General features: G+C 68.9%; 15 protein-coding genes. 8 read left to right on the top strand and 7 right to left on the bottom strand.

The features are described from left to right. Positions 1-35: 35 nt before the first annotated feature. From bchL to bchF, 5 genes are all read right to left on the bottom strand, one after another. Positions 36-929, bottom strand: coding sequence for a ferredoxin:protochlorophyllide reductase (ATP-dependent) iron-sulfur ATP-binding protein (bchL, locus tag A9O63_RS01995; RefSeq protein ID WP_069330425.1), 894 nt, complete (start codon positions 927-929; stop codon positions 36-38). 61 nt (positions 930-990) lie between these two features. Beyond that, positions 991-4,572, bottom strand: coding sequence for a magnesium chelatase subunit H (locus A9O63_RS01990; protein ID WP_069330424.1), 3,582 nt, complete (start codon positions 4,570-4,572; stop codon positions 991-993). Beyond that, positions 4,562-6,166 carry a ferredoxin:protochlorophyllide reductase (ATP-dependent) subunit B gene (gene bchB / locus A9O63_RS01985; protein WP_069330423.1) on the bottom strand — a complete coding sequence of 535 codons (1,605 nt, stop codon included), beginning with the start codon at positions 6,164-6,166 and terminating at the stop codon, positions 4,562-4,564. The genes A9O63_RS01990 and bchB overlap by 11 nt, the downstream gene beginning before the upstream one ends. A 70-nt stretch (positions 6,167-6,236) precedes the next feature. Next, positions 6,237-7,523: a ferredoxin:protochlorophyllide reductase (ATP-dependent) subunit N gene (locus A9O63_RS01980; protein WP_069330422.1), complete on the bottom strand. Its 1,287-nt coding sequence runs from the start codon at positions 7,521-7,523 to the stop codon at positions 6,237-6,239. Continuing rightward, positions 7,520-8,002 carry a 2-vinyl bacteriochlorophyllide hydratase gene (gene bchF, locus A9O63_RS01975; RefSeq protein ID WP_002720448.1) on the bottom strand — a complete coding sequence of 161 codons (483 nt, stop codon included), beginning with the start codon at positions 8,000-8,002 and terminating at the stop codon, positions 7,520-7,522. The genes A9O63_RS01980 and bchF overlap by 4 nt, the downstream gene beginning before the upstream one ends. Before the next feature lie 372 nt (positions 8,003-8,374). On the opposite strand from bchF, the gene ppaA reads away from it, so the two are divergent. The 8 genes from ppaA (at position 8,375) to idi (ending at position 17,220) form a co-directional block, all read left to right on the top strand. Beyond that, on the top strand, positions 8,375-9,169 hold the full coding sequence (gene ppaA / locus A9O63_RS01970; protein WP_069330421.1) for an oxygen-sensing regulator PpaA: 795 nt from the start codon (positions 8,375-8,377) through the stop codon (positions 9,167-9,169). A 58-nt stretch (positions 9,170-9,227) separates the two neighbouring features. Beyond that, entirely contained in the window at positions 9,228-10,622 is a 1,395-nt protein-coding gene (ppsR, locus tag A9O63_RS01965) for a transcriptional regulator PpsR (protein WP_069330420.1), read from the top strand. Between the two features lie 147 nt (positions 10,623-10,769). After that, complete coding sequence (bchE, locus tag A9O63_RS01960; protein ID WP_069330419.1) at positions 10,770-12,608, top strand: magnesium-protoporphyrin IX monomethyl ester anaerobic oxidative cyclase; 1,839 nt, start codon at positions 10,770-10,772, stop codon at positions 12,606-12,608. Positions 12,609-12,614: 6 nt separating this feature from the next. Then, positions 12,615-13,235 carry a bacteriochlorophyll 4-vinyl reductase gene (gene bchJ / locus A9O63_RS01955; RefSeq protein ID WP_069330418.1) on the top strand — a complete coding sequence of 207 codons (621 nt, stop codon included), beginning with the start codon at positions 12,615-12,617 and terminating at the stop codon, positions 13,233-13,235. A 73-nt stretch (positions 13,236-13,308) separates the two neighbouring features. Beyond that, a complete protein-coding gene (gene chlG, locus A9O63_RS01950) occupies positions 13,309-14,217 on the top strand; it encodes a chlorophyll synthase ChlG (protein WP_043763079.1) in 909 nt (302 codons plus the stop codon). Further along, entirely contained in the window at positions 14,214-15,497 is a 1,284-nt protein-coding gene (locus tag A9O63_RS01945) for a BCD family MFS transporter (protein WP_069330417.1), read from the top strand. The genes chlG and A9O63_RS01945 overlap by 4 nt, the downstream gene beginning before the upstream one ends. A gap of 2 nt (positions 15,498-15,499) precedes the next feature. Then, the gene (locus tag A9O63_RS01940) at positions 15,500-16,684 is read left to right on the top strand and encodes a geranylgeranyl diphosphate reductase (protein WP_069330416.1); all 1,185 of its coding nucleotides are present in this window, start codon (positions 15,500-15,502) and stop codon (positions 16,682-16,684) included. A 2-nt stretch (positions 16,685-16,686) separates the two neighbouring features. Continuing rightward, entirely contained in the window at positions 16,687-17,220 is a 534-nt protein-coding gene (gene idi, locus A9O63_RS01935; RefSeq protein ID WP_069330415.1) for an isopentenyl-diphosphate Delta-isomerase, read from the top strand. A 337-nt stretch (positions 17,221-17,557) separates the two neighbouring features. Here the strand turns inward: idi and bchO are convergent, their stop codons facing one another. Beyond that, a complete protein-coding gene (bchO, locus tag A9O63_RS01930) occupies positions 17,558-18,424 on the bottom strand; it encodes an alpha/beta fold hydrolase BchO (protein WP_069330414.1) in 867 nt (288 codons plus the stop codon). 2 nt (positions 18,425-18,426) lie between these two features. Further along, on the bottom strand, positions 18,427-19,151 hold a 725-nt coding region (locus tag A9O63_RS01925; RefSeq protein WP_141703024.1), incomplete at its 5' end, for a VWA domain-containing protein.

Genomic DNA, 19,151 nt, shown 5'->3' with positions numbered 1-19,151 from the left:
CCTTGAACACCGGAGCGGATCCGGCAGGGGCAGGCTCAATCGAAACCCAGCAACTCGAAAATCTCGCGATCCGGCAGCGAATGCGGATCGATCGGGTCGAGGCCGCGCCAGAGGCTTTCCGCAAGCCGGATGTATTCGGCCCGGGCGGCCAGCACGTCCTGATCCTCGTCCATCTCGAACAAGGTCTTCTTCTTCAGCCGCGAGCGACGGATCGCATCGAGGTCCGGCATGTGGGCGAGGCGGCGGAAGTTCGAGGTCGCGCAGAAGCGGTCCACCTCGTCGGTCGCCCGCGAGCGGTTCGCGACGCAGCCCGCGAGCCGCACCTTGTAGTTCTTCGACTTGGCCTGAACCGCGGCGATGATCCGGTTCATGGCATAGATCGAGTCGAAGTCGTTCGCCGTCACCACCACCGCCTGATCGGCATGCTGGAGCGGCGCCGCGAAACCGCCGCAGACCACGTCGCCCAGCACGTCGAAGATCACCACGTCGGTGTCGTCGAGCAGGTGGTGCTGCTTCAGAAGCTTCACCGTCTGGCCCACGACATAGCCGCCGCAGCCGGTGCCCGCGGGCGGGCCGCCCGCCTCGACGCACATCACGCCGTTGAAGCCTTCGAACACGAAATCCTCGGGGCGCAGCTCCTCGGGGTGGAAATCCACCTCCTTCAGAACGTCGATCACCGTGGGCACGAGGCTGCCCGTCAGGGTGAAGGTGGAATCGTGCTTCGGATCGCAGCCGATCTGCAGCACCCTCTTGCCGAGGATCGAGAAGGCGGCCGACAGGTTCGACGAGGTCGTCGACTTGCCGATCCCGCCCTTGCCGTAGACCGCGAAGACCTTGGCGCCGGTGATCTTGTCGGCCTCGTCCAGATGCACCTGGACCGAGCCCTCGCCATCCGCTCCGGTCGGTATCGTCAAGTCTTTCGGGCTCATCGGAGGCCCCCCATTGCTAAAGCCATCCCTGCGTCCCGCAGGGCTTGCCGTCCCGTCCGCTTCACTCGGCGGCAATCCCCTCGAGACGGTCTTCCAACTCGTCCGCAGCCCCCTGCAACGCGGCCAAAGTCTCCGCGTCGGGCTGCCAATAGTTACGGGCACTTGCTTCCAGAAGACGCTCGGCCATGCGGACGCTCGCCTCCGGGTTCAGTTCGGCCAGACGGCGGCGCATGGCCTCGTCCAGCACGAAGGTCTCGCTCAGGCGCTGGTAGACCCAGGGCTCGACCTGCTGGGTCGTGGCCGACCAGCCGAGCGTGTTGGTCACCTGCGCCTCGATCTGGCGCACGCCCTCGGCCCCGTGCTTCAGCAGCCCCTCGTAATATTTCGGGTTCAGGCTGCGCGCGCGGGTCTCGAGCGCGATCTGGTCCTTCAGCGTGCGGACGGTGCCGCCGCCGCGGGTCTGGTCGCCGATATAGACCGAGGCTTCCTCGCCCCGCGCCCGCTTCACCGCGCGCGCGATGCCGCCCAGCGTGTCGAAGTAGTGGTCGACCGTCGTCACGCCCAGCTCGACGGATTCGAGGTTCTGGTAGGCCACATCCACCGTCTTCAGCGACTTCTGGAGAAGCGCCGCATTCTGCACGGGCTTGCCCGAGCGACCGTAGGCGAAGCTCTTGCGCGCCTCGTAGGCGTCGGCCAGCTCGTCCTCCTCGCCGAAGGCCGAGGAGCCCACGAGCACGTTCACGTTCGAGCCGTAGGCGCCTTCGGCATTCGAGAAGACCCGCAGCGAGGCGGTCTCCATGTCCACTCCCATCTCCTCTGCATAGGCCAGGGCATGGGCGCGGATGAAGTTCTGCGCGAGCGGCTCGCCCTCGGCATTGGCAGCCTTCCAGGCGGCCTCGGCCAGCATCCGGGTCTGCAAGGGCAGGAGGTCGCGGAAGATGCCCGAGAGCGTCATGATGACGTCGATCCGCGGACGGCCGAGGTCCGACAGCGGGATGAGGTCGGCGCCCGCGAGACGGCCGTAATGGTCGAAGCGGGGCCGGGCCCCCATCAGCGCCAGAGCCTGCGCGATGGGCCCGCCGTCGGACTTGATGTTGTCCGACCCCCAGAGCACCAGCGCGACCGTTTCGGGCAGTTTCGGATGCGCATCGAGCAGCCGCTGCGCCTGCGCCGCCCCGTCCTGGATCGCATAGGCGGTGGGCATCCGGAACGGGTCGAAGGCATGGATGTTGCGGCCCGTGGGCAGGATCTCGGGCGCGCGGATCAGATCGCCCCCCGGCACCGGCTCCATGTAATGGCCGCCGAGCGCGCGCAGCAGGCCCGCGATCTCGGTCTCCTGCCGCAGCAGCGCCTCGACCTCGGCCCGCCGCTCGGCCGACATCTCAGGCATGAGGGCGATGTTGTCTGCGATCTGCGCCTCGGTCATGGGCCGGCCCACGACATGCAGCCCGTCGGTGATGAGCGAGCCCTCGGTCTCGAGAAGCTTCAGCCACATCGTGTCCACATCGACCATGTCGAGGTTCACGGCTTTCGCCTGCTCTCCGATCAGGAGCGAGAGCTCCTCGCGCTCGGGCGCGTCGGGGGCGAGCTGGCGGTAGCGGGTGAGGCTGTCCTTGAGATCCTGCAGCCCGCGGTAGAGGCCGGCCTTGGCCAGCGGCGGGGTCAGGTGCGTCACCGTGATCGCGTTCGAGCGGCGCTTGGCGAGCGAGGCCTCGGAGGGGTTGTTCGCCGCATAGAGATAGACGTTCGGCAGGGCGCCGATCAGCCGGTCGGGCCAGCAGGCGCCGGACATGCCGGCCTGCTTGCCGGGCATGAATTCGAGCGCCCCGTGCATGCCGAAATGCAGCAGCACATCGGCGCCGAAATCCTCGCGCAGCCAGCGGTAGAAGACGCTGAAGGCATGGGTCGGCGCGAAGCCCTTCTCGAACAGCAGCCGCATCGGGTCGCCCTCGTAGCCGAACACCGGCTGGATGCCCACGAAGACATTGCCGAACTGCTGACCGAGGATATAGACGCCGCGCCCGTCCGACTGGATGCGGCCGGGGGCGGCGCCCCAGGCCTTCTCGATGTCGGCAAGCCAGGGCGTGCCCGAGACGATCTTCTCGGCCGGAACATGGGCCGCGATATTGGCGGGCTGGCCATACTGGCTGGCTGTGCCGCCGAGCACCGCGTCGCGCAGCGCCTGCACGCTCTCGGGCACCTCGAGCCGGTAGCCCTCGCGCTTCATGGCGTTCAGCACGTTGAAGAGGCTTTCGAAGACGGCGAGATAGGCCGCGGTGCCGACGGCGCCCGCGTTCGGCGGGAAGCCGTAGAGCACGACCCCCACCCGACGCTCGGCGATCTTCGAGCGGCGCAGCAGCGCAAGGCGGAGCGTCTTCTCGGCGAGAACCTGGATCCGCTCGTGGCAGGGCGACATGGCGCGGCACTCGGCCGCCTGCGGCGTGGCCTTGCAGCCGCCGGGGCAGCCGGTGCAGCCCGAGAGATCGTGCCGGCCGGCGAAGACGGTGGGGTTGGTCGCGCCGTCGATCTCGGGCAGGGCCACGAGCATCGTCGTCTCGACCGGGCCGAGCCCGCCGCCCGCCTGCGCCCACTGGCCGAGCGTCTGGAACTCGAGCGGATGGGCCGCGATATAGGGCACGTCGAGGCCCTTCAGCGCCTCGATGGCCGCGTGGCTGTCGTTATAGGCGGGGCCGCCCACGAGGCTGAAGCCGGTGAGCGAGACCATCGCATCGATGGTGGTGCCCAGCTTGTCGTGGAAATAGGCGTCGATCGCCGGGCGTCCGTCGAGGCCGCCCGCGAAGGCGGGAAGGACGGCGATGCCCTTCTGCTCGAAGGCCTCGATCACCGCGTCGTAATGGGCGGTGTCGGAGGCGAGGATGTAGGAGCGCAGCATCAGGAGCCCCACCGTGACCTTCGCGCCCGCGGGGCGGGGCAGGTCGTTCGGGTCGGTGGTGATGCGGTCGGGCAGGCGGGGATGGTAGAGGCCCACCTCGGGATATTCGATCGGCGCCTTGGCATGGACCTTGTGCCAGGCCCGGTTCGCCGAATAGCGCGAGACGAGATAGCGGACCATCTGCTCGAGGTTGTCGTCCGAGCCGCCCAGCCAGTATTGCATGGACAGGAACCAGGCGCGCAGATCCTGCGCCTTGCCGGGCACGAACTTCAGCATCTTCGGGATGGTGCGGAGCATCCGCATCTGGCTTTCGCCGCTGTTGCCCTGCTCCTTCGAGGCGCCGCGCAGCTTCTTCAGAAGCGCCATGGGCCCCGAGGCGGGCTTCTGCATGTCGAGATCGCCCATCTTCGTGAGCTTCACGATGGCGGGGTCGGCGATCATGCCCACGAAGGCGTCGCACCGCTCGCGCGCGGCCTGCAGGTCGGGCAGGACGGCGTTGATATGCTCCTCGATGAAGAGCAGGTTCGCGATGACGATGTCGGCCCGGCCGATGGCCTCGCGCGCGGCGGCGAGCGCCTCGGGCTTCTCGGCCCATTCGGCGGCGGCATGGATCGAGAGCGTCAGGCCCGGGAAGTCCTGCCGCAGGCGCGGCGCGATGCGGGCCGCGGGCCCTGCCGCATGGGCGTCGAGCGTGACGATGGCGATGCTGTAGCCGGGGGTGCCGGCAGGACCTGAGACTTCACCGTGCATAATGAGCTTTCGCCTCGTACAGGGTCTCGATGCTGATCCGGGTGAGGCCCTTCTCAGCCGCAAACTTCTCGGTGTTCCGCCGCGCCTTGCCGCGCACGAAGAAGGGGATCTTCTTCAGCTCGCGTTCGGCATCCGTCAGCCAGACGATCTCGCCCGCGGGCGCCTCGGCGGCCGCGGCCGGGGGCACGGCCTCGGGGGGGATCGACCCCCCCTCGGCCGTCTCGGCGCCCGTCGCCGGCAGCGCTTCCGCGGCCTCGTCGGCGCGGGGCGCCGAGGCGGGAACCGCCTTGCCGCCGTGGTGCGAGGGCCCGGCCTCGTCATGGAACTCGAAATCCTCGCGGAACATGGTCAGGAGATGCTCCTCGAGACCCATGGTCAGCGGATGGATCCAGGTGTCGAAGAGGACGTTCGCCCCCTCGAAACCCATCTGGGGCGAGTAGCGGGCCGGGAAGTCCTGCACATGGACCGGGGCCGAGATCACCGCGCAGGGGATGCCGAGCCGCTTGGCGATGTGGCGCTCCATCTGGGTGCCGAGGATCAGCTCGGGCGCCAGCGCCTGGATCGCCTCCTCGACCTCGAGATAATCGTCGGTGACGAGCGCCTCGAGCCCGTAGCCCTTGGCTGCCGCGCGCATGGGGCGGGCGAATTCGCGATTGTAGCAGCCCATGCCCACCACCTCGAAGCCCATCTCGTCCCGCGCGACGCGGGCCGCTGCGATCACATGGGTCGCGTCGCCGAACAGGAACACGCGCTTGCCGGTGAGGTAGGTGGAATCGACCGAGGCCGACCACCAGGGCTGGCGCAGGCGGCTGTCATCTGCCACGGGCGCGACGCCCGCGAGCGCCGCCACTTCGGCCACGAAGTCGCGCGTGGCGCCGACCCCGATGGGCACGGTCCTGGTATAGGGCTGCTTCAGCGTCTTCTCGGCCCAGCGGGCGGCGGATTCGCCGGTTTCCGGATAGAGCAGCACGTTGAAATGCGCAGCCCCCAGCCGGGCGATGTCGGCCGGGCTCGCGCCCATCGGCGCCACCGCATTCACCGCGATCCCCATCCCCTCCAGAAGCCGCGTCACCTCGAGGATGTCGTCGCGGTGGCGGAAGCCCAGCGCCGTCGGCCCGAGGAGGTTGCAGGAGACCTTCTCCGTGCGCTCCATGGGTTTGGCGAGCTTGCGGCAGATCTGCAGGAAGCTCTCGTCCGCGCCGAAATTCTCCTTGCGCTGGTAGGAGGGCAGCTCGAGATGGACGACCGGGACGGGCAGGGACAGCGCATCGGCGAGCCCCCCGGTGTCGTCCTGGATCAGCTCGGCCGTGCAGGAGGAGCCGACCATGATCGCCTGCGGCTGGAACCGCTCGTAGGCGTCGCGGCAGGCGGACTGGAACAGCTCGGCCGTGTCCGACCCCAGATCGCGGGCCTGAAAGGTCGTGTAGCTGACCGGAGGCCGCTTGCCGCGGCGCTCGATCATGGTGAAGAGCAGGTCGGCATAGGTGTCGCCCTGCGGGGCGTGGAGCACATAGTGCATCCCGGTCATGCCGGTCGCCACGCGCATCGCACCCACATGGGGCGGCCCTTCATATGTCCACAGCGTCAGTTTCATGTCCGGTTCCCAGGGCGGTCCGCCGCCTCTTGCGATGGGGATAGCGGAGAACGGGGAGTCGCGGGATGCGTCATTCCGCAGCCTCGCGCCGCAGGATCGCCCGACGCCGCACCGGCCGCGAGAAGAGGCCGGCGAGGTCGCCCGCCTGTTCGTAGAAATGCACCGGCGTGAAGACGAGCTCGATCGCCCATTTGGTGGTGAAGCCCTCGGCCTCGAGCGGGTTGGCAAGGCCCAGCCCGCAGACCGTGAGATCGGGCCGCGCCGCGCGCACCCGGTCGAGCTGGCGCTCGACGTCCTGACCTTCCGACAGGACCGGCCCCTCGGCCAGGAGGTCGAGATCGGGCCCCAGAATGCCGCGGTGGAGGAAGGGGGTGCCCACCTCGACGGCGCTCATGCCGCATTCGCGGGTGAGGAACCGGGCGAGCGAGGGTTCGAGCTGGCTGTCGGGCAGGAAGAAGACCGACTTGCCGCGCAGCCCCTCGGAGGCCGCGGCCACGGCCTTGCGCGCCCGGGCGCGGGGGGCGGCGGTGACGGCCTCGAAGGTTTCGGCCGGAACGCCGAACTCGTCCGCGATGGCCTTGAGCCAGAGGGTCGTGCCCTCCTCGCCGAAGGGGAAGGGCGCGGCGATGTGCCGCGCGCCGCGGCGGGTCAGCGCGCCATGCGTCTCGCCGAGGAAGGGCTGGACGAGGGCGAAGACCGTGTTCGGTCCGACGCCGGGGGCTTCGGCCGCGTGATGGGCGGGCAGGCAGCGCACCGGCCCGATCCCGAGCTGGGTCAGAAGCGAGACCGCCTGATCCTCGACCACGTCGGGCAGGGCGCCCACGAGCAGAAGTTCGCGCGCCTCGGTGGCGGGCAGCGTCGGGACGATGGAGGCGAGGCAGGCATCCTCGCCCTGGGTGAAGGTCGTCTCGATCCCGGAGCCGGTGAAGTTGTAGACCCGCACCGCCGGCCCGTGATGCGCCGAGAGCCGCTCGGCCGCCCGGTGCAGGTCGAGCTTGATGACTTCGGAGGGGCAGGAGCCCACGAGGAAGAGCTGCCGGATGTCGGGACGCCGCGCGAGCAGACGCTCCACCTCGCGGTCGAGCTCGGCATTGGCGTCGGCGAGGCCCGCGAGATCCTTCTCCTCGAGCACGGCCGTGCCGAAGCGCGGCTCGGCGAAGATCATCACCCCCGCCGCCGATTGCAGCAGATGGGCGCAGGTGCGCGAGCCGACGACGAGGAAGAAGGCATCCTGCATCTTGCGGTGCAGCCAGATGATGCCGGTCAGCCCGCAGAAGACCTCGCGCTGGCCGCGCTCCTTCAGGACCTCGGTCGAGCGGCAGCCGCGGGCGGGCGGGGGCGGAAGGTCAAGGCTCACTGCGCAGCCTCCATGTCGAGGCGGGCCATCCGCAGCTTCCACAGGAACTGCCCGGCGTTGATGACGTAGGTCGCATAGGCTGCAAGCGCGATGCCCATCTGCAGCCCGTGCGGCTGGCCCGTGAAGAGCGCCCAGAGATAGGCGGTGTGCAGCGCGATGACGCCGAACGAGAAGACATCCTCCCAGAAGAAGGCGGGGGCGAAGAGATACTGGCCGAACACCACCTTCTCCCAGATCGCGCCGGTGACCATGATCGTGTAGAGGAGGAAGGTCTTGATCAGGATCGAGACGGTCGCGGCCGCATAGCCCTCGCCGGTCGCGAGATACCACAGCACGAGCCCCAGCGAGATCGCGAAGACGAGGAACTGGAGCGGCGCGAGGATGCCCTGCACCAGGGTCCAGCGCGTCGCATCGCGTCGCGCACGCTGTTCCTCGGTGTAGAGCCGCCGGTGCGGCGCTGCGGGGGACGTGGGCTGCATCTTGAGGTTCGCCTTCCGAGGAGGGCCCGCAAAAGGGGCTGCCTTTAGGGGGAGATTATCGTTCCGATTCCGAAAGTGTCAATTCTGACTTACATCTTTTGCGGCGCGGGCACAGTGCGGCAAAGGCGCAGATCGTCGCGCCGAAGCTGCGACAATCTGTCGTAAACCCAAGGATTAAACGTGAGTCCAGCGGGGGATGGCCTGCCTCCGTTGTGTGAGGTGTCAATTTTCTTTGACATGCGTTCCTCCTTGGATGACAGTCACCCTAGGAATGCCCGGGCTTGCCTCGCGCCGCTTCTGCGGGCCCTGCGAGGCCCCGGATGCGCGGATCTTGGGCGCGGGTGCGGCCAAGCCTGCCCGGCGGAGCTGGTGATGCACGATGGCTTGCAGAGAGACAGGGCGGGGATCGCGGGCGAGGGCCCGGTGGCCGTCTCTCACTTCGCGGCCGAGGTGGTCGCCCGGCTGACCGCGCGGGATGGCGCCACCCATGCGCCGCTTCGCGAGGATCTCGTCCGACGGCTTCTGGTGGCCGTCCGCTCGACGGACCGCGCCCCCTTCGAGCTGCTGAAGCCCGAGCTGCGCCGCGCCCGGGTGAGCCGGGTGGCGCTCGCCGAGCTCTACATCCCCGAGGTCGCGCGGCGGCTGGGGCAGGGGGGGCACGAGGATGAATGCACCTTCGCGGAAGTGACCATCGGCACCGCGCGGCTGCAGGCGATCCTGCGCGACATCGCCCCCTCCTGGTCGGCGGACGAGGGCGGGATGCGGGACGGGCCCGCCGTCCTCGTCCTCCTGCCGCCGGGCGAGCAGCACACTCTGGGAGCCATGGTGGCGGTGGCCAAGCTGCGCCGTCTCGGCGTCTCCGTCTGCCTGAGGATGAGCCCGGGACCTGCCGAACTTCGGGAACTTTTCGGAAAAAGGCGCTTTGACGCCATAATGATTTCCCTTGCCCATGCAGAGATGCTTGAAGTCGGGCGCAAACTGGTGAAGACGCTGAAGGACATGACCGGCGGCCGAATTCCGGTCGCCATGGGAGGAGCGCTGTTCCTCGACGGGACGGAAATGGCGTCCATACCGGAGGCGGACATCGTGACGAACGACATAGAGACGGCACTGCACGCCTGCGGGCTGGGCGGAAGCCGGCGGCGGCCCGGCCGGGGCCGCGCTTGAGGCGGGCGGCCGCAGGGCCGGGACGATCGGTGGGACATTGAGTTCAGAAGGAAGAGACATGCTGGCCGGCGGGAGCCTCCCGTCCCTCGCTCCGGACCTCGTGCGCGACCTGATCGCGACCGCGGCCGACATCTCGCTGCTCGTCTCGCAGGAAGGGGTGGTCCGGGCGGTGATCGCCAATCCGCACCACCCGAGCTTCGGCCAGCTTTCGGAATGGGAGGGCCGCCCGCTCGAGGAGGTGCTGACCGCCGAGAGCGTCGCCAAGTTCCGCCTGCGCAGCGAAGGGCTGGAACCGGGCCGCGGATCGGTCGCGGTCGAGCTGAACCACATCGATCCGCGCAGCTTCGAGTTTCCGATCCGGTACATCCTGCACCGCCTGCCGGCCGACCGCTCGATCCTGATGCTCGGGCGCGACCTGCGCCCCATCGCAGAGGTGCAGCAGCAGCTGGTCGCGGCGCAGCTTGCGATGGAGCGCGACTACGAGACCCAGCGCGAGATGGAGACCCGCTACCGGGTGGTGCTCGACGTCTCGCGCGATCCGATGGTGCTCGTCTCGATGTCCACCGGGCGCATCGTCGATCTCAACAGCGCGGCCGGGCTGTTGCTCGGCGGGGTGCGTCAGGACCTGCTGGGTGCGGCCATCGCGCAGGAGTTCGAGGGCCGTCGCCGTGGCGAGTTCATGGAGACGATGACCAATCTCGCGGCGACCGAAAGTGCGGCTCCGGTGGAGGTGCTGGCCCGGCGGTCGCAGAAGCGGCTTCTCGTGATGCCGCGCGTCTTCCGCGCAGCGGGCGAGCGGCTGCTCCTGTGCCAGATCGACTCGGCCGATGCGACGCAGCCCGTGGGCGACGAACTGTCCGAGAACCTCGCCCGGCTCTATCACGAGGGGGTGGACGGGATCGTCTTCGCCGATGCCGAGGGTACGATCCGGGGCGCCAACGAGGCCTTCCTCAACATGACCGACTCGTCGAGCCTCGCCGCCATTCGCGGCCGCTCGCTTGCCGATTTCCTGGCGCGTGGCAGCGTCGACCTGCGCGTGCTCATCGACAGTGTCAGACGCACTGGACAGCTGCGGCTCTATGCCACCCGACTCACGACCGACTTTGCGGGGCAGATTGCCGCAGAGATCTCGGCCACCTGGCTCGATGACCGCGAACGCCCGCTGCTCGTCCTGGTCGTGCGGGACACGAGCCGGGCCGACACGATGCGCAGGCCCATGCCCGCCACGGGCGTGATCGACGAGCCCGCCCGCAATGTCATGGAGCTGGTCGGCAATTCCACCCTCAAGGATATCGTGGCGGAAACCACTGATGTCGTTGAGAAAATGTGCATCGAGACGGCGCTCGAGCTGACGCGGAACAACCGCGTGGCCGCGGCCGAGATGCTCTCGCTGTCGCGGCAGTCGCTTTATGTGAAGCTGCGCAAGTTCGGCCTCCTGAACAAGGACGAGTGACCCCTGCGCCCTGCTGCCGCAGGGCATTTCCTCCGCCTTTGGGAAAGGGTGGGCCCGTCCGCGCGGGTCGAATGGTCGCTTTGACATGCATCAATTTGCCCGCCACAGAAGTATGTCAACTGAAATGGACACAGCGGGAGTCCACCAATGCGTATCGTATTCGTTCACCCGAACTATCACTCCGGGGGCGCCGAGATCGCCGGCAGCTGGCCGCCGGCTTGGGTCGCCTACCTGTGTGGCGCGCTGAAGAAGGCCGGCTACACCGACTACCATTTCATTGACGCGATGACCGATTACGTCTCGCACGAGAAACTTGCCGAGAAGCTCAAGGAGCTTCAGCCCGACATCGTTGCCACCACCGCCATCACCCCCTCGATCTACGTCGCCGAAGAGACGCTGAAGGTCGCGATGGAGGTCGTGCCGAACGCGCTGCGCGTGCTGGGCGGCATCCACGCCACCTTCATGTTCCGGCAGGTGCTGGAAGAGGCGCCCTGGATCGACGTGATCGTGCGCGGCGAGGGCGAGGAGGTTCTGGTGAACCTCGTGAAGGCCTATGAGGCCGACAATTTCGCCGAATCCCGCCGTCAGGTGAAGGGTCTGGCCTTCCTCGACGGCGACGAGATCGTCTCGACCGCTGCCGCACCCACCATTCGGGACGTCGATTCCATCGATCCCGACTGGGGCATCATCAACTGGAAGAACTACATCTACGAGCCGCTGGGCGTGCGCGTCGCCATCCCGAACATGGCGCGCGGCTGCCCCTTCACCTGCTCCTTCTGCTCGCAGTGGAAGTTCTGGCGCGATTACCGCGTGCGCGATCCGAAGAAGGTCGTGGACGAGATCGAGAAGCTCGTGAACGAGCACGGCGTGGGCTTCTTCATCCTCGCCGACGAGGAACCGACCATCAACCGCAAGAAGTTCATCGAATTCTGCGAGGAGATGATCGCCCGCGGCCTGCCCGACAAGGTGAAGTGGGGCATCAACACCCGCGTGACCGACGTCAAGCGCGACAAGGAGCTGCTGAAGTTCTATCGCAAGGCGGGTCTCGTCCACATCTCGCTCGGCACCGAGGCCGCGGCGCAGCTGAAGCTCGACGTCTTCAACAAGGAGACGACGGTGGCCGAGAACAAGGAGGCCATCCGCCTCCTGCGCGAAGCCGACATCTTCACCGAAGCCCAGTTCATCGTGGGTCTCGACAACGAGACCAAGGAGACGCTGGAAGAAACCTACCGGATGGCCTGGGACTGGCAGCCGGACCTCGCCAACTGGTCGATGTATACGCCCTGGCCCTTCACGCCGCTCTTCCAGGAGCTGCGCGATCAGGTCGAGGTCTTCGACTATTCGAAATACAACTTCGTGACGCCGATCATGAAGCCGAAGGCCCTGACCCGCGGCGAGCTGCTCGACGGCGTGATGAACAACTACCGCCGGTTCTACATGAAGAAGGCGCTGTTCCACTATCCGTGGCGCGGCACGGGCTTCCGCCGGCGCTATCTGCTCGGCTGCCTCAAGGCCTTCCTGAAGGCCGGGGTGGGGCGAACCTTCTACGACCTCGGCAAGGCCGGCTACTGGGGCCCGCAGTCCAAGGACAAGGTGGACTTCCACTTCGACGAGACCCGCAAGATCGGCAACGCCCAGATGGCGGACTGGGAGGCCTCGGCCGACCGCGCCGCCAAGGCCGCCGAGCGGCGCGAGGCGCTGCGCGTGCAGGGCAAGGCCCGTGCCGAAGAGCGCAATGCGGCCAAGGCCGAGGCGGCGCCGATCCTGACGGCGGCCGCGGGCGGCTGCGGCGGGCACGGCGACGGGTCGGACTGCGGCTGCGGCGGCAAGAAGCAGCAGCAGGTGGACGAATTCCACGTTCCGATGGCCTGTGGCGGCGGCAAGCAGCAGATGGTCGAGGACGAGTTCGCCATGCCGATGGCCTGCGGTGGCGGCAAGCAGCAGATGGAAGAGGCCGAGGAGCGTCTCGTCCGTCCGGCGGAGTGACCGCCGATGAGCGCGCATGACCAGCGGCTGACGGGCGGCCCGGCCGTCGCCCACCGGATCGGCCCGAACGCGATCCTCCAGCTCATTCCCGTGCTGGAGGCGGCCTTCGGGCCCGGCGCGGCCGACCGGGCGCTGGCCGCGGCAGGCGTGCCGCGGCCGGGGCCGGCGTCGGGGATGCTGCCCGAGACGCAGGTCTCGACGCTGCACCGCTGGCTGCGCGACACCCATCCCGAGGAGGCCCCGCGCCTCCTGCGGGAGGCGGGGCTGGCGACGGGGGACTATATCCTCGCCAACCGGATCCCGCCGCTCGCCCAACGGCTCATCCGCGCGCTGCCGGCCTTTCTCGGCGCGCGGGTGCTGGCCACGGCCATCGCCAAACATTCCTGGACCTTCGCCGGCTCCGGCAAGTTCCGCGTCGTCTCGGGACGCCCGCTGTCATTCGAGATTGCCCGGAACCCCGTGGTCGCCGGAGAAAGCTCGGACACCCCGTTGTGCCACTGGCACGCGGCGGTGTTCGAGCGCCTCTTCTCGCGCCTCGTCTGGCCGCATGTGGCCGTGCGCGAGACCGCCTGCTGCGCCAAGGGCGCACCCGCCTGCCGGTTCGAGCTCCTGCCCAAGGGGCGCTGATGTGCAATCTGTCACTGGGACGCCCGGGCAAATTCCTTGCCCGACTCCCCGTCGTCATGCTTAGGTGACACACATGAGTGTCAATCTATCCTTACACCCCCGCTCCGTGCCCGAGCCGCGTGCGCTGCTCGAGCTGATCCAGCCCATCACCTGGTTCCCGCCGATCTGGGCCTATCTCTGCGGCACGATCTCGGTGGGGATCTGGCCCGGCGAGAAATGGCCGCTGGTCCTCCTCGGGATGGTGCTGGCGGGCCCCCTGGTCTGCGGCATGAGCCAGGCCGCGAACAACTGGTGCGACCGGCATGTGGATGCCGTGAACGAGCCCGACCGGCCGATCCCCTCGGGGCGCATCCCCGGGCGCTGGGGGCTCTATATCGCGCTTCTCATGACCGCGCTCTCGCTTGCCGTGGGCTGGATGCTGGGCCCCTGGGGCTTCGGCGCCACCGTCTTTGGCGTTCTCGCGGCCTGGGCCTATTCGGTCGAGCCGATCCGCCTCAAGCGGTCGGGCTGGTGGGGGCCGGGCCTCGTCGCGCTCTGCTACGAGGGCCTGCCCTGGTTCACGGGGGCGGCCGTCCTGTCGGCCGGCGCGCCGAGCTTCTTCATCGTGACCGTGGCGCTGCTCTATGCCTTCGGCGCGCATGGCATCATGACGCTCAACGATTTCAAGGCGCTCGAGGGCGACCGTCAGCACGGCGTGCGCTCGCTGCCGGTGGTGCTCGGGCCCGAGGTGGCCGCGAAGCTCGCCTGCACCGTCATGGCGCTGGCGCAGATCCTCGTCATCACGCTCCTCGTCATCTGGGGCAAGCCCATCCATGCGGGCATCATCACCGCGCTGCTCGTGGCCCAGCTGTTCGCGATGCGCGTGCTGCTGCGCGATCCGGCGGGCAAGTGCCCCTGGTATAACGGCACCGGCGTCACGCTCTATGTCTCGGGCATGATGGTCGCGGCCTTCGCCGTCCGCGGGCTGGAGGTGCTGCCGTGACGCTGGGCTGGCTCGGCATCTTCCGGCTCGGCCTCGTGCAGATGAGCCTCGGCGGCATGGTGGTGCTGACCACCTCGACGCTGAACCGGCTGATGGTGGTCGAGCTCGCGCTGCCGGCGGTGCTGTCGGGCCTGCTCGTGGCGCTGCATTATGCGGTGCAGGTCACGCGGCCCTCCTGGGGTTACCGGTCGGACACCTGCGGCAACCGCACGCGCTGGATCGTGGGCGGCATGGCGACGCTCGCCCTTGGCGCCTTCTCGGCGGCCTTGGGCGTCGTGTGGATGCACACGGCCTTCTGGCCCGGCCTTGCGCTTTCGTTCGTGGCCTATCTCCTGATCGGGCTCGGCGCGGGCATGGGCGGCACCTCGCTTCTGGCGCTGATGGCCACCTGCACCCGGCCCGAGCGGCGCGCGGCGGCGGCCACGATCACCTGGCTCATGATGATCCTGGGCATCGCCGCCACCGCGGGCACCGTGGGAGCCCTCCTCGAGCCCTATACGCCTGAGCGCCTGCTCGAGCTGGTGGGGGCGGTCTGCGCGGGGGGCCTTGTCCTCACGATCCTCGCCACCTGGCGGATCGAGCGGGGCCTCGTCTCCGAGCCGGAGCCGGAAGCCGCCCCCCTGATCGAGGGGCTGCGCGAGGTCTGGGCCGAGCCGCGGGCGCGCACCTTCACCTTCTTCGTCCTTCTGTCGATGACCGCCTATTTCATGCAGGAGCTGATCCTCGAACCCTATGCGGGTCTCGTGTTCGGCCTGACGCCGGGACAGACCACCTCGCTGTCGGGGGCGCAGAACGGCGGCGTCTTCGTGGGCATGCTGGCGGTGGGCATCGGGCAGACCGGCCTCCGGATCGGCTCGCTCCGCGCCTGGGTGGTGGCGGGCTGCCTCGGCTCGGCGCTCGCGCTGACGGGGATCGCGCTGATCGGCCAGATGCACCTGCCGCTGATCGTGCCGGCCGTGGTGCTGATGGGCCTCTTCAACGGCATGTTCGCCGTGGCGGCCATCGGCTCGATGATGCAGCTGGCGGGCGAGGGGCGGCACGCGCGCGAGGGGACCCGGATGGGTCTCTGGGGTGCGGCCCAGGCGGTCGCTGCCGGCTTCGGCGGGCTTCTGGGGGCGGCATCTGCCGATCTCCTCCAGCTGGTCGCCCGGGGATCCACCGCCTTCGGCCTCGTCTTCCTGGCCGAGGCCGTCCTGTTCGTCATTTCGGCGCTGATGGCGCTTCGTATCCTGGAAGGCGGGCGCCCCATGCCCGCCGGCCGGCTTGTGCCTGGAGAGTGAGCATGGCCTATGATGTCTTCGTAGTGGGTGGCGGCCCGTCGGGCGCCACGGCGGCCGACGAGCTGGCCCGTGCCGGCAAGAGCGTGGCGCTTCTCGACCGTGCCGGGCGGATCAAGCCCTGCGGCGGTGCGATCCCGCCGCGGCTGATCGAGGATTTCGACATCCCCGACAGTCAGATCGTGGCGCGCATCCGCACCGCGCGGATGATCTCGCCCACCGGCCGCAAGGTCGACATCCCGATCGAGGGCGGCTTCGTCGGCATGGTGGATCGCGAGCATTTCGACGAATGGCTGCGCCGCCGCGCCGCCAAGGCCGGGGCCGAGCGGCTGACCGGCACCTTCCTGCGCGTCGAGCGCGACAGTTTCCACACCTATGTGGTCTGGCGCGAGAAGGCGACGGGAGAGGAGAAGCGGTCCGAGACGAAGTTCGTGATCGGAGCCGACGGGGCGAAATCCGACGTGGCGCGGGCGGAGGTGCCCGGCGGCGACAAGATCCCGATGGTGATCGCCTACCACGAGATCATCAAGCCGCCCACCAGCTCGGCGATCGACTACGATCCCACCCGCTGCGACGTGATCTATGACGGCCGCGTCAGCCCCGATTTCTACGGCTGGATCTTCCCGCACGGCGAGACCGCCTCGGTCGGCATGGGCACGGGCATCCTCGGCTTCGATCTGAAGGAGGCGACCGCGCTCCTGCGCCGGCAGGCCGGGCTCGACCAGTGCGAGACGATCCGCAAGGAGGGCGCGCCCATCCCGCTGCAGCCGCTGGACAAGTGGGACAATGGCAAGGACGTGGTGCTGGCGGGCGACGCGGCGGGCGTGGTTGCGCCCTCGTCGGGCGAGGGGATCTACTATGCCTTCGTCGGCGGTCAGGTCGCGGCCAGGGCCTGCCTTGCCGCGCTGAAATCGGGCCGGGCCACCGACCTGCAACTTGCGCGCAAGATGTTCATGGCCGACCACAAGACCGTGTTCAAGGTTCTCCGCTCGATGCAGGATGCCTATTATCGCGACGACGAGCGGCGCGAGCGGTTCGTGAGCCTGTGCCACGACACCGACGTGCAGCGCCTGACCTTCGAGTCCTACATGAACAAGAAACTGACGAGCAAGCAGCCCTGGGCCCATATCAAGATCGGGTTCAAGAACGTGATGCACCTGACGCGGCTCGTCTCGCCGCAATGGACCTGAGAATGACGGAAATGGTTCCCGCCTGGGTCGAGGGCCGGCTGATGCCGGTCGAGAAGCTGGAGGCGCACCAGCGCGGCCTGCGTCACATGGCGATCTCGGTCTTCGTCATGGCGGGCGAGGCGGTGCTGATCCAGCGCCGCGCGGCCGGCAAGTATCACACGCCCGGCCTCTGGGCGAACACCTGCTGCACCCATCCCCGCTGGGGCGAGGAGACGGCCGACTGCGCCGTCCGGCGCCTGCGCGAGGAGTTGGGGATCACCGGGCTCGTCACTGTCTTCGCCGACCGGGTGGAATATCGCGCCGACGTGGGCAACGGGCTGATCGAGCATGAGGTGGTCGACATCTTCGTGGCCGAAGCGCCCTCGGACCTGCCGGTGAACCCGGATCCCGAAGAGGTGTGGGAGACCCGCTGGGTCGACCTCACCGATCTCGCGCGCGAGGTGAAGGAGCATCCCGAGCGCTTCACCCCCTGGCTCCGGATCTATCTGGCCGAGCATATGGAGCGGATCTTCGGCAAGCTGCGCGTCGTGCAGTAAGCGCGGGAAGAGCATCGGACAGGGCGGTTCCTGCGGGAGCCGCCCTTTTCTTGTGGCTCATGGCTCTGCCTCGCGTGCTAACCCATGCGGGCTGCCCGAGGCCCAAGGCTTGCAGATCGCCGGCAACCGTTTGCGGGGCGTCGCGCCGCTCGCGCTTCGCGGAGAACCGGCGGGTGGATGCCGCGGCACGCATCGTCAAGGGAAGGCGCCCCGCGCGGGGGCTGCCACTCGCGCTGCGCGAACGGCGCGTCAGGGCCGCAGTTGGACGCCGCAGCACGCATCGTCAAGGGGAGGCGCCCCGCGCGGGGGCTGCCATTCGCGCTGCGCGAACGGCACGTCAGGCCCGCAGTTGCCTCTCCACGAAGGGCAGGAGGATCGCGGCCACGCCCGCCGCATCCTCCTCATGCGCGAGATGGCCGAGGCCCGGCATCTCGACATAATCGCCGAAGGGCATCCGCGCCGCCGCCTCCTGCGAGATGCGGGGGGGCACCGTGCCGTCCTTCGCCGCCGCGATGAGCAGCGTCGGCACGTCGATGGCGGGCAGGCGGCGCTGCAGCGCATCGAGCCGCCATTGCGCCATCATCGAGAGCGTGCCGTCCACATGCACATGGTCGCCGATCAGCGTCATATATTGCCGCAGCCCCGCCTCATCGAGGTCGGAGCCGGTGGAGCCGATCAGCCGGCGCACGCGGTCCTCGGCGCCGAAGAGCCGCGCGGCCATCGGCGGGATGAAGGGATTGAGCGCAAGGAGCTTCGCGATCAGCGGGAAGAGCCACCCGGCCGTGCCCTCGAAATTGCCGAGCGCCGCGTTGATCCCCACCACGGCGCGCGGGCGCACGGGCAGGATCTCGGCCAGCCGGAGCGCCAGCGCCGCGCCCGCCGAATGGCCGATGAGCACGGCGGGGCGCCACTCCTCGGCCGCACAGAGCCGCGCCAGATCCTCGGCCATCGCCTCGAGTGAGAAGCGGCGCTGCCCGGCCCGGGTGAAGCCCTGACCCGGCAGGTCGGGCGCCACGACCCGGAGGTGGGGGGCCAGAAGCGGCACGAGATGGCGCCAGGAGTGGCTCGATCCTCCCGCGCCGTGGAGGAGGAGGGCGGCGGGGCCATGGCCCTCTTCCCGCACGCACCACTGGTGCGGCGGACAATCGATGCGACGCATGGACTCTCGCCCGGGCCAGTCGGGGGGCATCCGGTCGAGATCCATGGTCAGTCTCCCATCGCTGCGCCGAGGACGTTCGAGAGCTTGTGGGCATCGGCCCGCGGCAGGGCGATATAGGGCGCGTCGAGGGCACGGGCGAGGGCCGCCAGCGACGGCTGCGGACGGTTCGCCGTGTCGATCACGACCGCGGGCAGACCCGAGCCGCGCAGCGAGGCCGCAAGCTTCAGCGCATCCTCCTCGGCCTGCGCCCGGTTGGCCGAGCCGTCGAGCGCGATGTTGCCGCGCCCGTCGGTCAGAAGCGCGACCGTGGGCGTCATGCCGCGCGCGCGGGCCTGAAGCCCCACCGCCAGCGCCAGCCGCAGCCCGTGGGCCAGCGGCGTGCCGCCCCCGCCGGGCAGGCCCGCAAGACGGCGCTTCGTCTGCACGAGGCTGCGGGTGGGCGGCAGGATCAGCTCGGCGTCGCGGCCTCGGAAGGCCAGAAGCGAGACATGGTCGCGCCGGGCATAGGCCTGCCCCAGAAGAAGCTCGACCGCGCCCTTCGCCTCGGAGAGGCGCGCCATGGCCGAAGAACCCGAGGCATCCACGGCGAAGATCAGCACGCGGTCCGAGGTCTCGCGGAACCGCTTGATGCGGATGTCGGAGGGCCGCACGAGCAGGACGGCATCGGTCTGCTGCTGGCGGCGGCGGAGCGGCTGCCAGGGGGCGGCCGCGCGCAGCGTGCCCACGAGGTCGATCCGCGCGCCGGTTCCGAGGCGGCCCATGCGCGAGGGCA

This window comes from Cereibacter johrii, from assembly GCF_001720585.1.
Lineage (GTDB): Bacteria > Pseudomonadota > Alphaproteobacteria > Rhodobacterales > Rhodobacteraceae > Cereibacter_A > Cereibacter_A johrii.
Note: the sequence above shows the minus strand (reverse complement) of the source record. Positions and strands in the feature narration are given on the sequence as shown.